This window comes from Rhizobium alarense (assembly GCF_021555155.1).
Taxonomy (GTDB): Bacteria; Pseudomonadota; Alphaproteobacteria; order Rhizobiales; family Rhizobiaceae; genus Rhizobium_D; species Rhizobium_D alarense.
This window is the reverse complement of record NZ_JAKGBU010000104.1, coordinates 1-15,748: the sequence shown is the minus strand read 5'-3', so window position 1 is coordinate 15,748 and position 15,748 is coordinate 1. Positions and strand designations below refer to the sequence as shown.

The window sequence follows — 15,748 nt, the reverse complement described above, 5'->3', positions numbered from 1 at the left end:
GCGGCGGCCCCGCGAGGTGCGCAGCGAACGGCTGGCGCGGGCGATCGAGCGGCTCGGCCCGTCCTACGTCAAGATGGGCCAGTTCCTCGCGACGCGGCCCGACGTCGTCGGCACCGCCTTCTCCGAAGACCTGGCTGTGCTGCAGGACCGCATGGCGACCTTTCCGCGGCTGGCCGCCGTCGCCACCATCGAGTCCTCGCTCGGGCGGCCACTCGACGACCTGTTCCTCCGTTTCGAAGAGCCGATCGCCGCCGCTTCCATCGCACAGGTCCATCCCGCCTTCATCCGGGACGGGTCGGAGGAAAAGAAGGTCGCCGTCAAGGTAATCCGCCCCGGCGTCCGCCAGCGCTTTTCCCGCGACCTGGAGGCGATGTATGCCGCCGCCCGGCTGCAGGAGCGGCTGCTGCCCTATACGCGACGTCTGCGGCCCGTCGAGGTGACACGCACGCTGGAGCAGACGACGAAGGTGGAAATGGACCTCCGCCTGGAAGCGGCCGCCCTTTCGGAACTGGGAGAGAATACCGCCGCGGATCCGGGATTTCGCGTGCCGAGCGTCGACTGGCAGCGAACCGGTCGCGACGTCGTCACCATGGAATGGATCGACGGAGTAAAGCTCTCCGACGTCGACGGCCTCCGTGTGGCAGGGCATGACCTCGACCATATCGCGGACACGCTGATCCAGTCCTTCCTGCGCCACACGCTGCGCGACGGTTTCTTTCATGCCGACATGCACCAGGGCAATCTCTTCGTCGACGCCGGAGGCAACATCGTCGCCGTCGACTTTGGCATCGTCGGGCGGCTCGGCAGGAAGGAGCGGCGTTTCCTCGCGGAAATCCTCTTCGGATTCATCACGCGGGACTACGCCCGCGTCGCAAGCGTGCATTTCGAAGCCGGCTACGTACCCTCCCACCACGACGTCGCAAGCTTCGCCCAGGCGATCCGCGCGATCGGCGAGCCGATCCATGGCCAGCCGGCAGAGACCATCTCCATGGCGAAGCTCTTGACCCTGCTCTTCGAGGTGACCGAACTCTTCGACATGGAGACGCGGCCGGAGCTCGTCATGCTGCAGAAGACGATGGTCGTGGTCGAGGGCGTGGCCCGCACCCTCAATCCGAAATTCAACATGTGGAAGGCGGCGGAACCGGTCGTCGGTGGCTGGATTCGCGACAATCTCGGGCCGAAGCGTCTTGTCTCCGATCTGCGAGAAGGCGCGCATGCCGCATTGCGCCTCGCCGAGGCCGCGCCGGAGATCGCCGCCAAGGCCGAGAAACTGTCGCTTGATCTCTCGACGATGGCCGACAAAGGCCTTCGCTTCGACGCCGAGACGGCAGAGGCCATCGGAAAGTCGGAGGCGCGCCACACGCGTTCAGGCCGTCTTGCCCTCTGGCTGATCGCCGCCACGCTCGTCTACATCGCCTGGCATGTGACGTGACCTGTGCGCCTCGGTCGCCCTTCGGGCGGCTGCGGCAGCAGTTGCACGGGCTCTATTTCACCGTCGCGACCATTACCACCGCCGGGTTCGGCGACGTCGTGCTGCCGGCGCCGTGCGCTGCAAGGCCTGCGGTCATGTGCTGACGTTCCCGACGAAGGTTGACCCTCCTCCGTCTCGGGGCCGCGCCTGGATTTATTTGTGCTAATTTAGAATTTTCCCCAAAGCCTGCCCGTGGAGTCATCGCATACCGGAAAATCCGGAACAGGAGGACACGATGCGCAGGTTCCCAGCTTTCGCCGCCCTGATCGCCCTTTCAGGCCTTGGCTTCATGACGACGCCGGCTTCAGGCGCCCCGGCATTCCGCATCCAGCAACCCGCCGCGGTCAGCACGGATGTGATCCAGGCCGGACATTACTACGGTCATCCCGTGCGCTGCTGGTGGAAGAAGGTCCGCACCTACGACTACTACGGCAACCTCGTCATCAAGCGGGTGAAGGTCTGCCGCTGAGGCGGGACGGACCAGCTGCTCTTTAATTTCCGCCGCGGAGGCGATAGGACGAGACAAGCCATCTCCTCGAGGGATGGGCTTGTCTCTCGTTTCGCCCCGGGGAGTGGCTGATGGCCGTCGACGCAAAACGCATCCTTCTCGTCATCAGCGGCGGCATCGCGGCCTACAAGAGCCTCGACCTCATCCGCCGGCTGCAGGAGCGCGGCGCAACGGTCATTCCGGTCATGACCGCCGGCGCGCAGCAGTTCGTGACGCCGCTCGCCGTCGGCGCACTGGCAGCAAGCCACGTCTATGCCGAGCTCTTCTCCCGCGAGGACGAGCAGGACGTCGGCCACATCCGCCTCGCGCGCGACTGCGACGCGGCGGTGGTCGCACCGGCGACCGCCGACCTGATGGCAAAGATGGCCGGCGGCCATGCCGACGACCTCGCCTCCACCGTGCTGCTCGCGACGCGACGGCCGATCCTGATCGCCCCCGCGATGAACCCCGCCATGTGGGCGCACCCGGCAACGCAGCGCAACGCCGACCGACTCCGCGCCGACGGCGTGCTCTTCGTCGGGCCGAACAGCGGCGAGATGGCGGAAGGCGGCGAGAACGGTCTCGGGCGCATGGCCGAACCGCTGCAGATCGTCGCCGCGCTGGACGACCTGTTCGACGACGGGCCCAAGCCGCTCGCCGGCCGCAAGGCCATCGTGACCTCGGGGCCGACGCATGAGCCGATTGATCCCGTCCGCTACATCGCGAACCGCTCGTCCGGCAGGCAGGGCCATGCGATTGCCGCCGCCCTGGCGCGGCGCGGCGCGGAGGTGACGCTCGTCTCGGGCCCGGTCACCATTCCCGACCCGCAGGGCGTGACGACGATCCATGTGGAGCGTGCTGAGGAAATGCTGCAGGCGGTGACGGGCGCACTGCCCGCCGACATCGCCGTGATGGTCGCCGCCGTTGCCGACTGGCGCGTCGAGACCGCGCAGGCGAGCAAGATCAAGAAGGCGCCGGGCGGCAGCCCGCCCGCCCTGGCGCTGACCGAGAATCCGGACATCCTCAGCATCGTCGGCCATCATGCGGAGCGCCCCGCCCTCATCGTCGGTTTTGCGGCCGAAACGGACGACGTCGAAGCGAACGGGCGGGCGAAGCTGGAGCGCAAGGGCGCCGATCTCATCGTCGCCAACGACGTCTCGCCGGAAACCGGCATCATGGGCGGCACGCGCAACCGGGTGAAGATCATCACGCGCGACGGCATCGAGGAATGGCCGGAGCTCGGCAAGACGGAGGTCGCGGAGCGCCTCGCCGCACTCTTCGCGGCGCGGCTTACTTGAGAGCCGAGGCAGCCTGCCGCTCGACCGTCGCGGCCGGCCGCCCCGCCGGTGAGAAGATCTCGACGTCGACGCCGTTCTCGCCGAGAACCACGGCGCTGCCGTCGGGAATTTCGACCCAGGCCTCCGTGTCGTCGTTCAGCGGCTCCGACACAAGGCAATAGCCGCCAGCCTGCCCCATGGGGGCTGCATAGAGCGTCGGCGCCCGCAGATCGGTCGCATAGCGGATGGCATAGAGCGTGCGGCCGTTCGAGAAGGCGGCCGTGAAGCGCACGAGCACCGTTCGATCGAGATGGTCCGCCAGCCGCTCGATAAAGGCGATCATTTCCGCCACGGCGCCGAGCGGATCGCGCTCGAGACCGAATTGCAGCGCAAGCAGGAACATCAGCTCGGAATCGGTCGAACCCGTGCGTGCGCCGTAGAGATCGTTGTCGAGCATCGTCTCCAGCGGCCGGCGCAGATGCTCGAAATCGGCGATCTGGCCGTTGTGCATGAAGGACCAGGTGCCGTGCACGAAGGGATGGCAGTTGTCCCGGCGCGTGCCGCCGCCGGTCGCGGCGCGGACATGGGCGAGGAACAGCGGCGAGCGGATCTGCCGGGCGATGCTCTTCAGGTTGCAATCCGACCAGGCGGGCAGGATGTCGCGATACCGGCCGGGCTCCGGCCGATCACCGTACCAGGCGATACCGAAACCGTCGCCATTGGTCGCGGTCTTCGCGCGGGTCGCGCAATGGGACTGTTCGATCAGCGAATGTGCCGGCGACGTGACGAGCTCCTCCAGGAAGAGCGGCTCTCCGCGATAGGCTGCCCAGCGGCACATCAGGCGATACCTTTCACTGCTGGCGTCCGCAAACGCCTCTCTGGTTGACCGAAGCACTTCACCCTAGCTACCGAAACTTTCTCGGAAAATGGGTAACAATGCGTTAACGAACGTAAACGATCCGCGACCGGAGCACGCTACACCGCCTTGCCGTAGCTTTCGGTATCTCCGGGAACAGGATCGCGACCGCAGCGGAGCAGGTATCGGTGCACTGGACATCGCGCAGAACCGGTGACAGCCTGACCCCGAAAGCCGGATCCGGCGCCCAACCAGGAATCGAGAACCGAATGACATCTGGCGATATGATGGCGATTACAGGTCGGTGCCATTGCGGTTTTGTGACCTACGAGGTCGAGATCGATCCAGGCGAGGTCTCGATCTGCCATTGCACCGATTGCCAGAGGCTCACGGGCTCGCCCTACCGGGTGACGGCGCCGACGCATCGCGACCGGCTGCGGCTGACCGGGAATGCGCCCAATCTCTACCTCAAGGTCGGCGACAACGGGCGGACGCGGCTCCAGTATTTTTGTCCGCGCTGCGGTTCGCCGCTCTTCACCACCGGCACGGAGGAGGATGCCGAGACCTGGGGCATCCGCTGGGGCAGCATCGACCAGCGGCGGAAACTGCGCCCGCGCAGCCAGATCTGGTGCCGCTCCGCGACCGACTGGTTCGGCGAGACGGCGGTGCTTCCGGGCATGGCCGAGGATTGAGAGATGGGCCGGAGGGGCGATTTCCGGATGCTGCGCTGCGCCCTTCCAGGCGTCGAAGCGGTGACTGCCGAAAGCCGGCATCGCTTTCCGCGCCACACGCACGATACCTATGGCATCGGTCTCGTGCGCGCCGGAGCACAACGCTCGCTGAGCGGCAGAGGCACGGTCGAAGCCTTCGCGGGCGACATCATCACCGTCAATCCGGGAGAGGTGCACGACGGTGCGCCGATCGGCGACGCGGGCCGACGCTGGACCATGCTCTACTTCAGGCCCGACGCGCTCGCGGACGTGCTCTCGGGGATCGACGGGCGGCCTGTCGGGAGCTTCGAACTGACGGCACCCGTCCTGCGGGCACCCCGTGTCGCGCAGCGCTTCGCGGCTCTTTTTGCCGAAGCGACGGCCCCCCTCCCCACCACGCTTGCCGGCGAGGAGAAACTGCTTGCCCTTCTCGCCGATCTCCTGGCACCCGGCCGAAGCCCGACCACCGGGCCAAATGGCGTACCGTCAGCCGTCCGCCATGCCCGCGCCCGCATCGACGACAGGCCGGAAGTGCTGGTCACACTCGCGGCGCTCGCGTCCGAGGCCGGCCTCAGCCGTTTCCAGTTCCTGCGGGTCTTCGCCGAAGCCACCGGCCTGACGCCGCACGCCTATTTGCTGCAGCGCCGGCTCGACCGCGCCCGGCATCTCATTGCGCGCGGCACGCCGCTCGCCGCCGCCGCAATCGATGCGGGTTTTACCGACCAGAGCCATCTCACCCGGCATTTCGTTGCCCGCTACGGCGTCTCTCCGGGGTCCTATCGCAAAGCCTTCGCCTGATCGCTGCAATTCCGTACAAGACCCGACGGCGGCTCCGGGTCAGTCTCCGGCATGCAAATCACCCGGAGACGCCCATGACCGCCGAATTCCTCGCCACATCGATCATCGTCATCCTGCTGCCCGGGACCGGCGTTCTCTACACGCTCGCCCTCGGCCTCTCCCGCGGCTACCGGGCAAGCGTCTTCGCCGCTTTCGGCTGCACGATCGGCATCGTGCCGCATATCGCGATGAGCGTCGTCGGGCTCGCGGCGCTGCTGCATGCAAGCGCGACCGCCTTCCAGTTCCTCAAATCTGCGGGTGTCGCCTATCTCTTCTACATGGCCTGGGCGGTGCTGCGCCAGAAGGGCGGGCTGGACGTGAACGACAGCGAGACGACCGGCCGCTCGATGGTGCAGGTCGCGGTCAACGGCTTCCTGCTCAACATCCTGAACCCGAAACTCTCGCTGTTCTTCCTCGCCTTCCTGCCGCAGTTCATTCCGGCGGGAGAGCCGCATCCGACGCGCCTCATGGTCGCACTCGGCGCCATCTTCATGGCGCTGACCTTCGTCGCCTTTCTCGGCTACGGCGTCTTCGCGGCCTCGGCGCGACGCTATGTCATCGCGCGACCGGCGGTGCTTGGCTGGATGCGACGCGGCTTTGCCGGCGCCTTCGCGCTGCTCGGTTTGCGGCTCGCCCTTGCCGAACGGTGACCCTCGTCTGCGGCCGGACTGGTATCACGCCGCCTTCGCGACGTGATACTCCTTGATCGCGGCCATCTTGATGGCGGGATAACGTTCTGCCTCGTAGCGTAGCGAGAACCCATCCTGCGCCAGGAAAACCGGATCGCCATCAAGATCGCGGGCGATGTCGCCCCGGCGCGCGGTCACGAACTTGTCGAGATCCAGCGGATTGTCCGCGGAGATCCAGCGGCACACGGAGAAGCGCGACATTTCGAAGGACACCGGCAGGCCGTATTCCGCCTGCAGCCGCTCCTTCAGGACGTCGAGCTGCAGCGCGCCGACGACGCCGACGATGGCGGGCGAACCATCCTCCGGCGAGAACAGCTGGACGACGCCCTCCTCCGCCATCTGCTGCAACGCCTCCTTGAGCTTCTTCGCCTTCATGGCATCCTCGAGCCGCACGCGGCGGAGGATTTCCGGCGAGAAGTTGGGAACGCCCTGGAAGACGAGCGGCTCGCCCTCGGTCAGCGTGTCGCCGATGCGCAGCGTACCGTGATTGGGGATGCCGACCACATCGCCTGCAAAGGCAGTGTCGGCCAGTTGGCGCTGCGAGGCGAAGAAAAACTGCGGCGCGGTGAGGCCGAGCTGCTTGCCGGTGCGCGACAGCCGCGCCTTCATGCCACGCTCCAGCCTGCCCGAGCAGATGCGCGCGAAGGCGATGCGGTCGCGATGGTTCGGATCCATGTTCGCCTGGATCTTGAAAACGAAGGCCGTCATGCGGTCTTCACTGGCATGGACCGTACGGATGTCGGCAACCTGGTCGCGCGGCGGCGGCGCAAAGGCGCCGAGCGCGTTGATGAGATCGCGGACGCCGAAATTGCGCAGCGCCGAGCCGAAGAAGACCGGCGTCATGTGCCCTTCGAGGAAGGCTTTTCTGTCAAAGGGGCGACAGGCCTCGATCGCCAGTTCCGTCTCGTCGATGAAGGCCTGGCGCTCATTTTCCGGCAACCGGCCGGCGATGGCCCGGGGGCCGTCGACCTTCGCCGGCTCCACTTCGGTGTCGGAGCCGCGCACCGTATCGTCGGCGAGATTGTAGGAGCCGCAGAACGTCTTCGACCGGCCGATCGGCCAGGTGACAGGCGCCGTGTCGAGGGCCAGCTTCTCCTCCACCTCGTCGAGGATCTCGAAGGGGTCGCGGCTCTCGCGGTCCATTTTGTTGACGAAGGTGATGATCGGGATGTCGCGCATGCGGCAGACTTCGAAGAGCTTCAGCGTGCGCGGCTCGATGCCCTTCGCCGCATCGATGACCATGACGGCCGCATCGACCGCCGTCAGCGTGCGGTAGGTGTCGTCGGCGAAGTCCTCGTGGCCGGGCGTGTCGAGAATGTTGAAGACATTGCCGTCGTATTCGAAGGTCATCACGGAGGTGACGACCGAGATGCCGCGCTCGCGTTCGATCTTCATCCAGTCCGACCGGGTCTGGATGCGGTCCTTCTTCGCCTTGACTTCGCCGGCGAGCTGGATGGCACCGCCGAAAAGCAGCAGCTTTTCGGTGAGCGTCGTCTTGCCCGCATCCGGATGGGCGATGATCGCAAAGGTGCGGCGGCGGGATACCGCTTCGGCGAGACTTTCAGCCATATGTCCAATTTCCTGTGAGTTGCGGCGTCTTTACAGGCTCCGCTTGGAAGATGCAATTGACGTGGCGGGCAGCGGGCGGCTTATGAACGCCATGGACACGCAACCGACATACGCGCCGCTCCTCAACCTTGTCCGTCTGCCGCATGGCGAAGGCCTCGACCTGCCTGCCTACGAGAGCGAGGGTGCCGCCGGCATGGACCTGCGCGCCGCGGTCGGGGACGGCGAACAGCTCGTTCTGCGGCCGCTCAAGCGGATGCTGGTGCCGACCGGCTTCATCTTCGAGATCCCGCGTGGCTACGAGGGGCAGATTCGCCCACGCTCGGGACTTGCCTTCAAGCACGGCATCACCTGCCTCAACGCACCTGGCACGATCGACAGCGACTATCGCGGCGAGGTGAAGGTGCTGCTTATCAATCTCAGCGAAGGCGACTTCCTGATCGAGCGCGGCATGCGCATTGCGCAGATGGTGATCGCACCCGCCGTCCAGGCCGCGGTGCGGGAAACCGCGTCCGCAGGCGAAACCAGCCGCGGCAGCGGTGGTTTCGGCTCGACCGGCGTGAAGTGAGCGTTTCCGGACAATCGGCAATATCTCGCCATGTCCTGCCGCCTCGCCTCGTCAGGCGAGGGGTGGCAAGCGCCGCTTGACCGGCGTTGCCTTGATGAGGGACGTGTTCGTCTGCGCGCGCTCGGCTATCCTGTCGAGCAGCGCGTCCAGCTCCTCCATCGAACGCAGGCAAAGACGGGCGATGAAACAGTCGTCACCCGTCACCTTGTCGCACTCCACGCATTGCGGCATCGCCTGGATCAGGCGCTCGACGATATGCAACTGGCCGGGCAGGGGTCGGATGCGCACGATCGCCTGCAGCGCATAACCGAGAACGGCCGGGTTGACCGCGACGGTGAAACCATCGATCACGCCGCGTTCCTCGAGCTTGCGCAGGCGCTCCGCCGTGCTTGGCGACGAGAGCCCCACCGCCGCCGAGAGCTCCTTCAGCGACAGGCGGGCATCGTCCGAAAGCAAGGCGAGCAGGCGCGAATCCGTTTCGTCCAACATCTGAACCTCTTAGGAAAAATCAGCCTTAGACTTCATGATAATTAGGCCATTCTGTGAAATTGCCTTCCAATCAGCATATCATCTGGCTTTCACGACTTCTACACTCCGTACAGACTTTTGAAGCGGAGACACGATCATGGAAAATTCACGCAGACGCGGCATCATCGAAATGGCTGCCGCAATGGCGATCTCCGGAACGATCGGCTGGTTCGTGACGATGTCCGGAAAACCGGTTGCCGACATCGTGTTCTGGCGTTGTGCAATCGGTGCCGCTGTCCTCGCGGCCGTCTGCTTCTCCATGGGAATGCTGAAGCGCGAATTCCTGCCGGCACGGCGTGTCGCGATCGCCATGCTCGGCGGCGTCGCGATCGTCATCAACTGGCTGCTGCTCTTTGCCGCCTATCCGATGGCGACGATCTCGGTTGCAACGACCGTCTACAATACCCAGCCTTTCATGCTGCTTCTCCTCGGAGCGATTGTCTTCCGCGAAAGGATCACCGGGGCGAAGCTCTTCTGGCTGCTGCTTTCCTTTGCCGGCATGGTCGCGATCGTCAAGGGAAAGCCGGCGCTCGGCGGTCCCGGCGGCGACTACGCGCTTGGGATCCTGCTGGCGCTCGGCGCCGCCTTCTTCTATGCCCTGGCCGCGATCGCCGCCAAGGGCCTGAAGGGCATGCCGCCGCACCTGATCGCGCTGATCCAGGTTTCGACCGGCGCCGCGATGCTCGCGCCTTTTGCGGATTTTTCCGCCCTGCCTGACGGATCGATTGCCTGGGGCAGCCTCGCGACGCTTGGCATCGTGCATACCGGCCTGATGTATGTCCTGCTCTACGGCGCCATCCAGAAGCTGCCGACGCATCTGACCGGTTCGCTCTCCTTCATCTATCCGGTGGCGGCGATCGTCGTCGACCGCATCGCATTCGGCCATGTCCTGCAGCCCCTTCAAATCCTCGGATCGGCCGTTATCCTGCTTTCCGCGGCCGGCATGACGCTCGGTTGGCGGCTGCCGTTCTCATCCCGTCTCCGCACTGAAGAAAGGATCTCCCCGTGATCACCTGCTATCTCCGCTACGTCATCGACCCCTACAAGCTCGCCGAATTCGAGCACTATGCGCGGCTCTGGATTCCGTTGGTCGAGCGGCTGGGCGGCCGGCATCACGGCTATTTCCTGCCGCACGAAGGCGCCAACAACATCGCATTGGCGCTGTTCAGCTTTCCGAGCCTCGCCGACTACGAGGCCTACCGGACGAGGATGGCGCAGGATGCGGATTGCAAGGCGGCATTCGACTATGCCGAGGAGACGCGCTGCATCCTGAGCTACGAACGAAGCTTCATGCGACCCCTGCTGGGCTGATTCCTGCCCCGCACGGCCGGTCGTTGCGCTGCGCTGTGAAATAATGATTTGCCGCGCGCCTGAACGGCACGCGAATTTTCCAAGCGGGCGGTCATCCATGATCGTTCGCACTCTGGCCTCCCTTCGCGTTTGACCCTACATTCGCCTCGAAACGAACAATCGAGGGAGCGAACAATGCCTGAGAACCGCAAGCCCGGCCGCGGCCGCGTCTATTCTTCCATCACGGAGACGATCGGCGACACACCGATCGTCCGGCTCGATAAGCTGGCGAAGGAGAAGGGCGTCAAGGCGAACCTGCTCGCCAAGCTGGAGTTCTTCAACCCGATCGCCTCGGTCAAGGACCGCATCGGCGTGGCGATGATCGAAGCCCTCGAAGCGCAGGGCAGGATTTCACCCGGCAAGACGACGCTCATCGAGCCGACGTCCGGCAACACAGGCATCGCACTCGCCTTCGCGGCCGCCGCGAAAGGCTACCGGCTCATCCTCACCATGCCGGAGACCATGTCGATCGAGCGGCGCAAGATGCTCGCCCTTTTCGGCGCGGAACTCGTCCTGACCGAAGGTCCGAAGGGCATGAAAGGCGCAATCGCCAAGGCCGAGGAACTGGCCGCGACGCTGCCGGATGCGATTATCCCGCAGCAGTTCGAAAACCCCGCCAATCCCGAGATCCACCGCAAGACGACGGCCGAGGAGATCTGGAACGACACGGATGGCGCGGTCGATATCCTCGTCTCGGGCATCGGCACGGGCGGCACGATCACCGGCGCCGGCCAGGTGCTGAAGGCGCGGAAACCGGGCTTGAAGGTCGTGGCCGTCGAGCCCGCCGACAGTCCGGTTCTTTCCGGCGGCAATCCCGGTCCGCACAAGATCCAGGGCATCGGCGCCGGTTTCGCGCCCGCCATCCTCGACACGACGGTCTATGACGAGGTCGTCACAGTCACCAATGACGAGGCGTTCGAACAGGCCCGGCTCGTCGCACGCCTCGAGGGCGTGCCGGTCGGCATCTCCTCGGGCGCGGCGCTGACGGCCGCCATCAAGGTGGGCATCCGGCCGGAGAACGCGGGCAAGACGATCGTCGTGATCATCCCGTCCTTCGCCGAACGCTACCTGTCGACGGCGCTTTTCGAGGGCCTCGGCGGCTGACGCCGACCGGGCCGCCGGTACCGGCGGCTCACGGTCTCCTTCAAACGCTGCCCCGGATGTCCGGGGCGGAGGCAGCGCGGAAAGCCCAAAGCCGCGCGCGGACACGGGCTTCAGGTGCGCAAAAACGCTGGAAACACCAGTGATTCCCCGGCGAGCGGCACGCCGCGGCAGAACATGAAGGCATCCTCGTCGGGCACCGTCTGCAACCGGGCGGCGAACCAGGCCGGCGGCGGCAGAAATCCGAACTCGATCCGCTCCACCCTGTCGTGGATGACCGCCCCGAGATGGGCCAACGGGTTCGGCGGCAGCTGTCCGACCCAGTCATGCACCCGCAAGATCCGCTTGTGCTCTGACACGACGATGACCGACCGGCCGCCATCGACGGACAAAGCACGGCCGACGTCGTTGCAGAGATACCAGAGCAGGATTGCCGGATCAGGCATGGCCGAGAGCGCGCCGCGATGCGGGAGCGAGCGGGCGCACAGGGCCTCGATCCGCAGGCGGTCGGCCGCGCACATCGGATCGAGCCCCGCTCCTCGTTCGACGGCGGGCAAAAGCACCTCCCTCACCCAGACGCGGGACGGCTTGACGGGTCGAAAACCGAACCGCGGGTAGAAGCCGGTGACCGTGGAATTTGCGAAAAGAAGAACCGGCAGATCGTCCGCGTCCGCCAGTGCGAGAACCCGACACATGAGACGGGCGGCAAGCCCCTTCCCCCGGCGGTCAGCGCGCGTCGCGACCGCGCCCAGTTGCAGCGCCGGCCTGACGATCCGCGCCGGTGAGGCGTCGCCGGCCTGTGCTCCCACGACGAGCTGCATGCGGCTGACGCCCACGGTCGAGACGATCGCCCCCCCTTCCACCAGGGCAAAAACCGTGTACCGCGCCGTCCAGCCGCCCGCCTCTGCCCAACCGGCAAAGTCTATGCCGTCAAATTCCTCGGATACATGGCGGAAAAACACCGCATGCCACGCAACGTCCTGCCAGCCGATTTCCACGATCTCCGGGCTCATACCGAATCCACCCAACGTCCGGCGGCCCTCAAGGCCGCCGATCGGCATCAAGCCCCACAGGTCTCTCCGTCCGCATAGCGGACATTCTCAAAGGCCGCTTTCCACCGCGCCTTACCGACAGATGGCGAAAACGAAAGCTCTACCCAAGCGCGTCTGGCGGTCCCGGACATACGGGCTTCCGGATCGAATGCGCGCGACTGCGAAAACGGCCAATCCCGACGGCTTTCGCCCACCCGACGATAGTTCGCTCTCACATTCGCCGGCGCAACTCAAGCCGCCACGGCCAGGCGCTCGCCGGCGATGCGGTAGGATATCGCCTCGGCGAGGTGGATGCGGCCGACGGTTTCCTTGCCGTCGAGGTCGGCGAGCGTGCGTGCCACCTTCAGCACCCGGTGATATCCGCGGGCCGAGAACTTCATCTTCTCCGCCGCGTCCCGCAACAGCTGCAGGCCGCCCGCATCCGGCTCGGCGATCCGCTCGATGAGCGCGGTCGAGGCGCGCGCATTCGTGCTGAGCTGCGGCATGCCGAGCGCCAGGAAACGGTCGCGCTGGATCTGCCGCGCGCGGGCGACGCGCATGCCGACCGCCGCGCTCGTCTCGGCCGGAACGGGCCGGATAAGGTCACTTGCCGACACGGCCGGAACATCGATGCGGATGTCGATCCGGTCCATCAACGGGCCGGAGATGCGGGCCTGATAGTCGGCCATGCAGCGCGGACCGCGGGCACAGCTGTGCCCGGGTTCGCCGGCCATGCCGCAACGGCAGGGATTCATGGCGGCGACGAGCTGGATCGCTGCCGGATAGGTGACCCGATGATTGGCCCGGGCAATCACGCATTCGCCGGTTTCGAGAGGCTGGCGCAGGGCATCCAGCGCCTGCGGCGTAAATTCCGGAAACTCGTCCAGGAACAGCACCCCGTGATGGGCGAGCGAGGCCTCGCCCGGCTTCGCTCTGAGGCCGCCGCCGATGAGCGCCGCCATGGTCGCAGAGTGATGCGGCGCACGATAGGGACGCCGGTCGGACAATTTTCCGCCGGCAAGCTGTCCGGCGATCGAGTGGATCATCGATACGTCGAGCAGTTCGGCAGGCGACAGCGGCGGCAGGATGGAGGGGAGCCTGGCGGCAAGCATCGACTTGCCCGAACCGGGTGGGCCGACCATGAGCAGATTGTGCCCGCCGGCGGCCGTCACCTCGAGCGCCCGCTTGGCGCTCTCCTGCCCCTTGATATCGGCGAGATCCGGAAGGTTGGCGGGTGCGGCACGGATCGCCGGCTCGGGACGTGCAAGCACCTGCGTGCCGCGGAAGTGGTTTGCAAGTGCAATGAGGCTTCGCGGCGCCAGAATGTCGATGTCGGCACCCGCCCAGGCCGCTTCCGCGCCGCTGTCTGCCGGGCAGATCAGGCCCTTGCCGAGCGCGTTGGCACTGATCGCGGCCGGAAGGGCGCCGGCGATCGCCGCGATCGTGCCGTCGAGGTTGAGCTCGCCGATGACGACATAGCCGTCGAGCGCGTCGCCGGGAATGGCCCCCAGCACGGCCATCAGGCCGAGCGCGATGGCGAGATCGAAATGGCTGCCTTCCTTGGGCAGGTCTGCCGGCGCGAGATTGACGGTGACCTTCTTATGCGGCAGGGCGAGCCCGGAGGCATGCAGCGCCGCCTGCACCCGCTCCCGGCTTTCGGCGACCGCCTTGTCCGGCAGACCGACGATGTGCATGTTGACCTTGCCGGGCGCCACCATGACCTGCACATCGACAGGAAGGCCCTCAATGCCCTGGAATGCCACCGTACTGACACGCGCGACCATATCCGCCCCCTGGTGCCGGCTTGGACAGCGGCCCTGTCCCCGGCCGCGCAGCCCATCATGGGTTGCAAGGCGAAATCTTGCACGGAATTTAGAATAAAACAAGAACAATCATCGAACAGAATCACGAAATTTCCCCGCTGGAGTTGCATGCGGGTTGTGTCGTGAGAACAGGCAAAGCGCTGCGCGGGCCTGCCCCGCCGAGCGGCCGCCGTTCAGCGTTTGCGTTCGATCGCGTCCCAGAGCAGCGCGGCGATGTCGGCGCCACCGAACTTCTGCACCTCGCGAATGCCGGTCGGCGAGGTCACGTTGATCTCGGTCATGTAGTCGCCGATGACGTCGATGCCGACCAGCAGGAAGCCGCGTTCGCGCAAAGCCGGCCCGATGCGCGTGCAGATCTCCTTTTCGCGCGCGGTCAGTTCGGTCGGTTCGGCGCGTCCGCCGACATGCATGTTGGAGCGGCTGTCATGCTCGGCCGGCACGCGGTTGATGGCACCGGCCGGCTCGCCGTCGACCAGAATGATGCGCTTGTCGCCCTTGCGCACATCCGGCAGGTATTGCTGGGCGATGAAGGGCTCGCGGAACATCTGGCCGAACATTTCCAGCAGTGAGGAGAGGTTGCGGTCGTCCTTCGTCGAGTGAAACACGCCGGCGCCGCCATTGCCGTAGAGCGGCTTCAGGATCATGTCGCCCATTTCATCGCGGAAGCGGCGGATCTCTGCGGGATCGCGGGTGATCAGCGTCGCCGGCATCAGGTCGGCAAACTCGGTGACGAAGATCTTTTCCGGCGAATTGCGCACCCAGGCCGGATCATTGACGACGAGCGTCTTCGGATGGATGCGCTCCAGGAGATGCGTCGACGTGATATAGGACATGTCGAAGGGCGGGTCCTGGCGCAGCAGAACGACGTCCATGGTCGAGAGATCGATGCGTTCCGGCTCGCCAAGCGTGAAATGGCCGCCTTTCACGTCGCGCAGTTCCATCGCCTCGACGGTGGCATAGACCTTGCCGTCGCGCAGGCTGAGGCGATCGGGCGTGTAGTGGAAGAGCCTGTAGCCGCGAGCCTGCGCTTCGAGGCTCATGGCGAAGGTCGAGTCGCCGGCGATGCTGATGGTGGACACGTGGTCCATCTGGACCGCGACGTTCTTAATCTTTGCCATGGAATGTTCCCTGAGAAGTGCCCGTCAGATTTAGGGTGGCGAACGGTCGAACGCAACCGCCATGGCGCGTTCGCGTTGCGGCCCGATCGTCCGCGGCTCGTCGCCAGTTCGGCAGGCAGTGGATGTGGAACGGCTCTGTCTCGACAAACTCGACCGTCGCGTCGGCGGCATGGGTGTTGTCCTGGCCGTTGCCGGTGGCGTCGTCGCCCTCGCAGTCCTGCGAGGGCACGCGACGGCCGAAGCGAAACGACGTTCGCCTCGCGGCCAGCCGGGTCAGGCGGCGAGGCCGCCGCGGTCCTGCGAGGAGCGCAACAGGTCGCGCAGACGGTAGGCCAT

General features: G+C 65.8%; 17 protein-coding genes. 10 read left to right on the top strand and 7 right to left on the bottom strand.

Going from position 1 to position 15,748, the window contains the following annotated elements:
- The 3 genes from ubiB to coaBC all read left to right on the top strand — a co-directional run.
- Nucleotides 1-1,432, top strand: a 1,432-nt coding sequence (gene ubiB, locus LXM94_RS22975) for a 2-polyprenylphenol 6-hydroxylase (RefSeq protein ID WP_235773802.1), incomplete at its 5' end; no start/stop codon positions are given.
- Between the two features lie 274 nt (nt 1,433-1,706).
- Nucleotides 1,707-1,940, top strand: coding sequence for a hypothetical protein (locus LXM94_RS22970; RefSeq protein ID WP_235773801.1), 234 nt, complete (start codon nt 1,707-1,709; stop codon nt 1,938-1,940).
- Nucleotides 1,941-2,050: 110 nt separating this feature from the next.
- Nucleotides 2,051-3,256 (top strand): bifunctional phosphopantothenoylcysteine decarboxylase/phosphopantothenate--cysteine ligase CoaBC, encoded by a 1,206-nt coding sequence (coaBC, locus tag LXM94_RS22965; RefSeq protein ID WP_235773800.1) that lies wholly within the window; start codon nt 2,051-2,053, stop codon nt 3,254-3,256.
- Here the strand turns inward: coaBC and LXM94_RS22960 are convergent.
- The gene (locus LXM94_RS22960; protein ID WP_235773799.1) at nt 3,249-4,073 is read right to left on the bottom strand and encodes a class II glutamine amidotransferase; all 825 of its coding nucleotides are present in this window, start codon (nt 4,071-4,073) and stop codon (nt 3,249-3,251) included. The genes coaBC and LXM94_RS22960 overlap by 8 nt on opposite strands.
- 305 nt (nt 4,074-4,378) lie before the next feature.
- Between LXM94_RS22960 and LXM94_RS22955 the strand changes: the two genes are divergently transcribed.
- The 3 genes from LXM94_RS22955 (at nt 4,379) to LXM94_RS22945 (ending at nt 6,288) form a co-directional block, all read left to right on the top strand.
- Nucleotides 4,379-4,783, top strand: a complete 405-nt coding sequence (locus LXM94_RS22955) for a GFA family protein (RefSeq protein WP_235773804.1) — start codon at nt 4,379-4,381, stop codon at nt 4,781-4,783.
- A gap of 3 nt (nt 4,784-4,786) precedes the next feature.
- A complete protein-coding gene (locus LXM94_RS22950; protein WP_235773798.1) occupies nt 4,787-5,599 on the top strand; it encodes an AraC family transcriptional regulator in 813 nt (270 codons plus the stop codon).
- A 74-nt stretch (nt 5,600-5,673) separates the two neighbouring features.
- Nucleotides 5,674-6,288, top strand: coding sequence for a LysE family translocator (locus LXM94_RS22945; RefSeq protein ID WP_235773797.1), 615 nt, complete (start codon nt 5,674-5,676; stop codon nt 6,286-6,288).
- Between the two features lie 24 nt (nt 6,289-6,312).
- Here the strand turns inward: LXM94_RS22945 and LXM94_RS22940 are convergent, their stop codons facing one another.
- Nucleotides 6,313-7,896 carry a peptide chain release factor 3 gene (locus tag LXM94_RS22940; protein ID WP_235773796.1) on the bottom strand — a complete coding sequence of 528 codons (1,584 nt, stop codon included), beginning with the start codon at nt 7,894-7,896 and terminating at the stop codon, nt 6,313-6,315.
- Nucleotides 7,897-7,978: 82 nt separating this feature from the next.
- Here LXM94_RS22940 and dut point away from each other — a divergent pair, with 82 nt between their 5' ends.
- Nucleotides 7,979-8,461, top strand: coding sequence for a dUTP diphosphatase (gene dut, locus LXM94_RS22935; protein WP_235773803.1), 483 nt, complete (start codon nt 7,979-7,981; stop codon nt 8,459-8,461).
- A gap of 51 nt (nt 8,462-8,512) precedes the next feature.
- Here the strand turns inward: dut and LXM94_RS22930 are convergent, their stop codons facing one another.
- A complete protein-coding gene (locus LXM94_RS22930; RefSeq protein WP_235773795.1) occupies nt 8,513-8,950 on the bottom strand; it encodes an Lrp/AsnC family transcriptional regulator in 438 nt (145 codons plus the stop codon).
- Nucleotides 8,951-9,086: 136 nt separating this feature from the next.
- Between LXM94_RS22930 and LXM94_RS22925 the strand changes: the two genes are divergently transcribed.
- The 3 genes from LXM94_RS22925 to cysK all read left to right on the top strand — a co-directional run bounded on the left by LXM94_RS22925 (nt 9,087) and on the right by cysK (nt 11,443).
- Complete coding sequence (locus LXM94_RS22925) at nt 9,087-9,998, top strand: DMT family transporter (protein WP_235773794.1); 912 nt, start codon at nt 9,087-9,089, stop codon at nt 9,996-9,998.
- Complete coding sequence (locus LXM94_RS22920) at nt 9,995-10,300, top strand: NIPSNAP family protein (RefSeq protein WP_235773793.1); 306 nt, start codon at nt 9,995-9,997, stop codon at nt 10,298-10,300. The genes LXM94_RS22925 and LXM94_RS22920 overlap by 4 nt, the downstream gene beginning before the upstream one ends.
- A 174-nt stretch (nt 10,301-10,474) precedes the next feature.
- Complete coding sequence (cysK, locus tag LXM94_RS22915; protein ID WP_235773792.1) at nt 10,475-11,443, top strand: cysteine synthase A; 969 nt, start codon at nt 10,475-10,477, stop codon at nt 11,441-11,443.
- 110 nt (nt 11,444-11,553) lie between these two features.
- Here the strand turns inward: cysK and LXM94_RS22910 are convergent, their stop codons facing one another.
- The 4 genes from LXM94_RS22910 to LXM94_RS22895 all read right to left on the bottom strand — a co-directional run.
- A complete protein-coding gene (locus LXM94_RS22910) occupies nt 11,554-12,453 on the bottom strand; it encodes a GNAT family N-acetyltransferase (protein WP_235773791.1) in 900 nt (299 codons plus the stop codon).
- 269 nt (nt 12,454-12,722) lie between these two features.
- Nucleotides 12,723-14,255, bottom strand: coding sequence for a YifB family Mg chelatase-like AAA ATPase (locus tag LXM94_RS22905; RefSeq protein ID WP_235773790.1), 1,533 nt, complete (start codon nt 14,253-14,255; stop codon nt 12,723-12,725).
- 212 nt (nt 14,256-14,467) lie between these two features.
- Nucleotides 14,468-15,412, bottom strand: a complete 945-nt coding sequence (gene gshB / locus LXM94_RS22900; protein ID WP_235773789.1) for a glutathione synthase — start codon at nt 15,410-15,412, stop codon at nt 14,468-14,470.
- A partial coding sequence (locus LXM94_RS22895) for a hypothetical protein (RefSeq protein WP_235773788.1) occupies nt 15,399-15,748 on the bottom strand: 350 nt, incomplete at its 5' end. The genes gshB and LXM94_RS22895, both read right to left, overlap by 14 nt.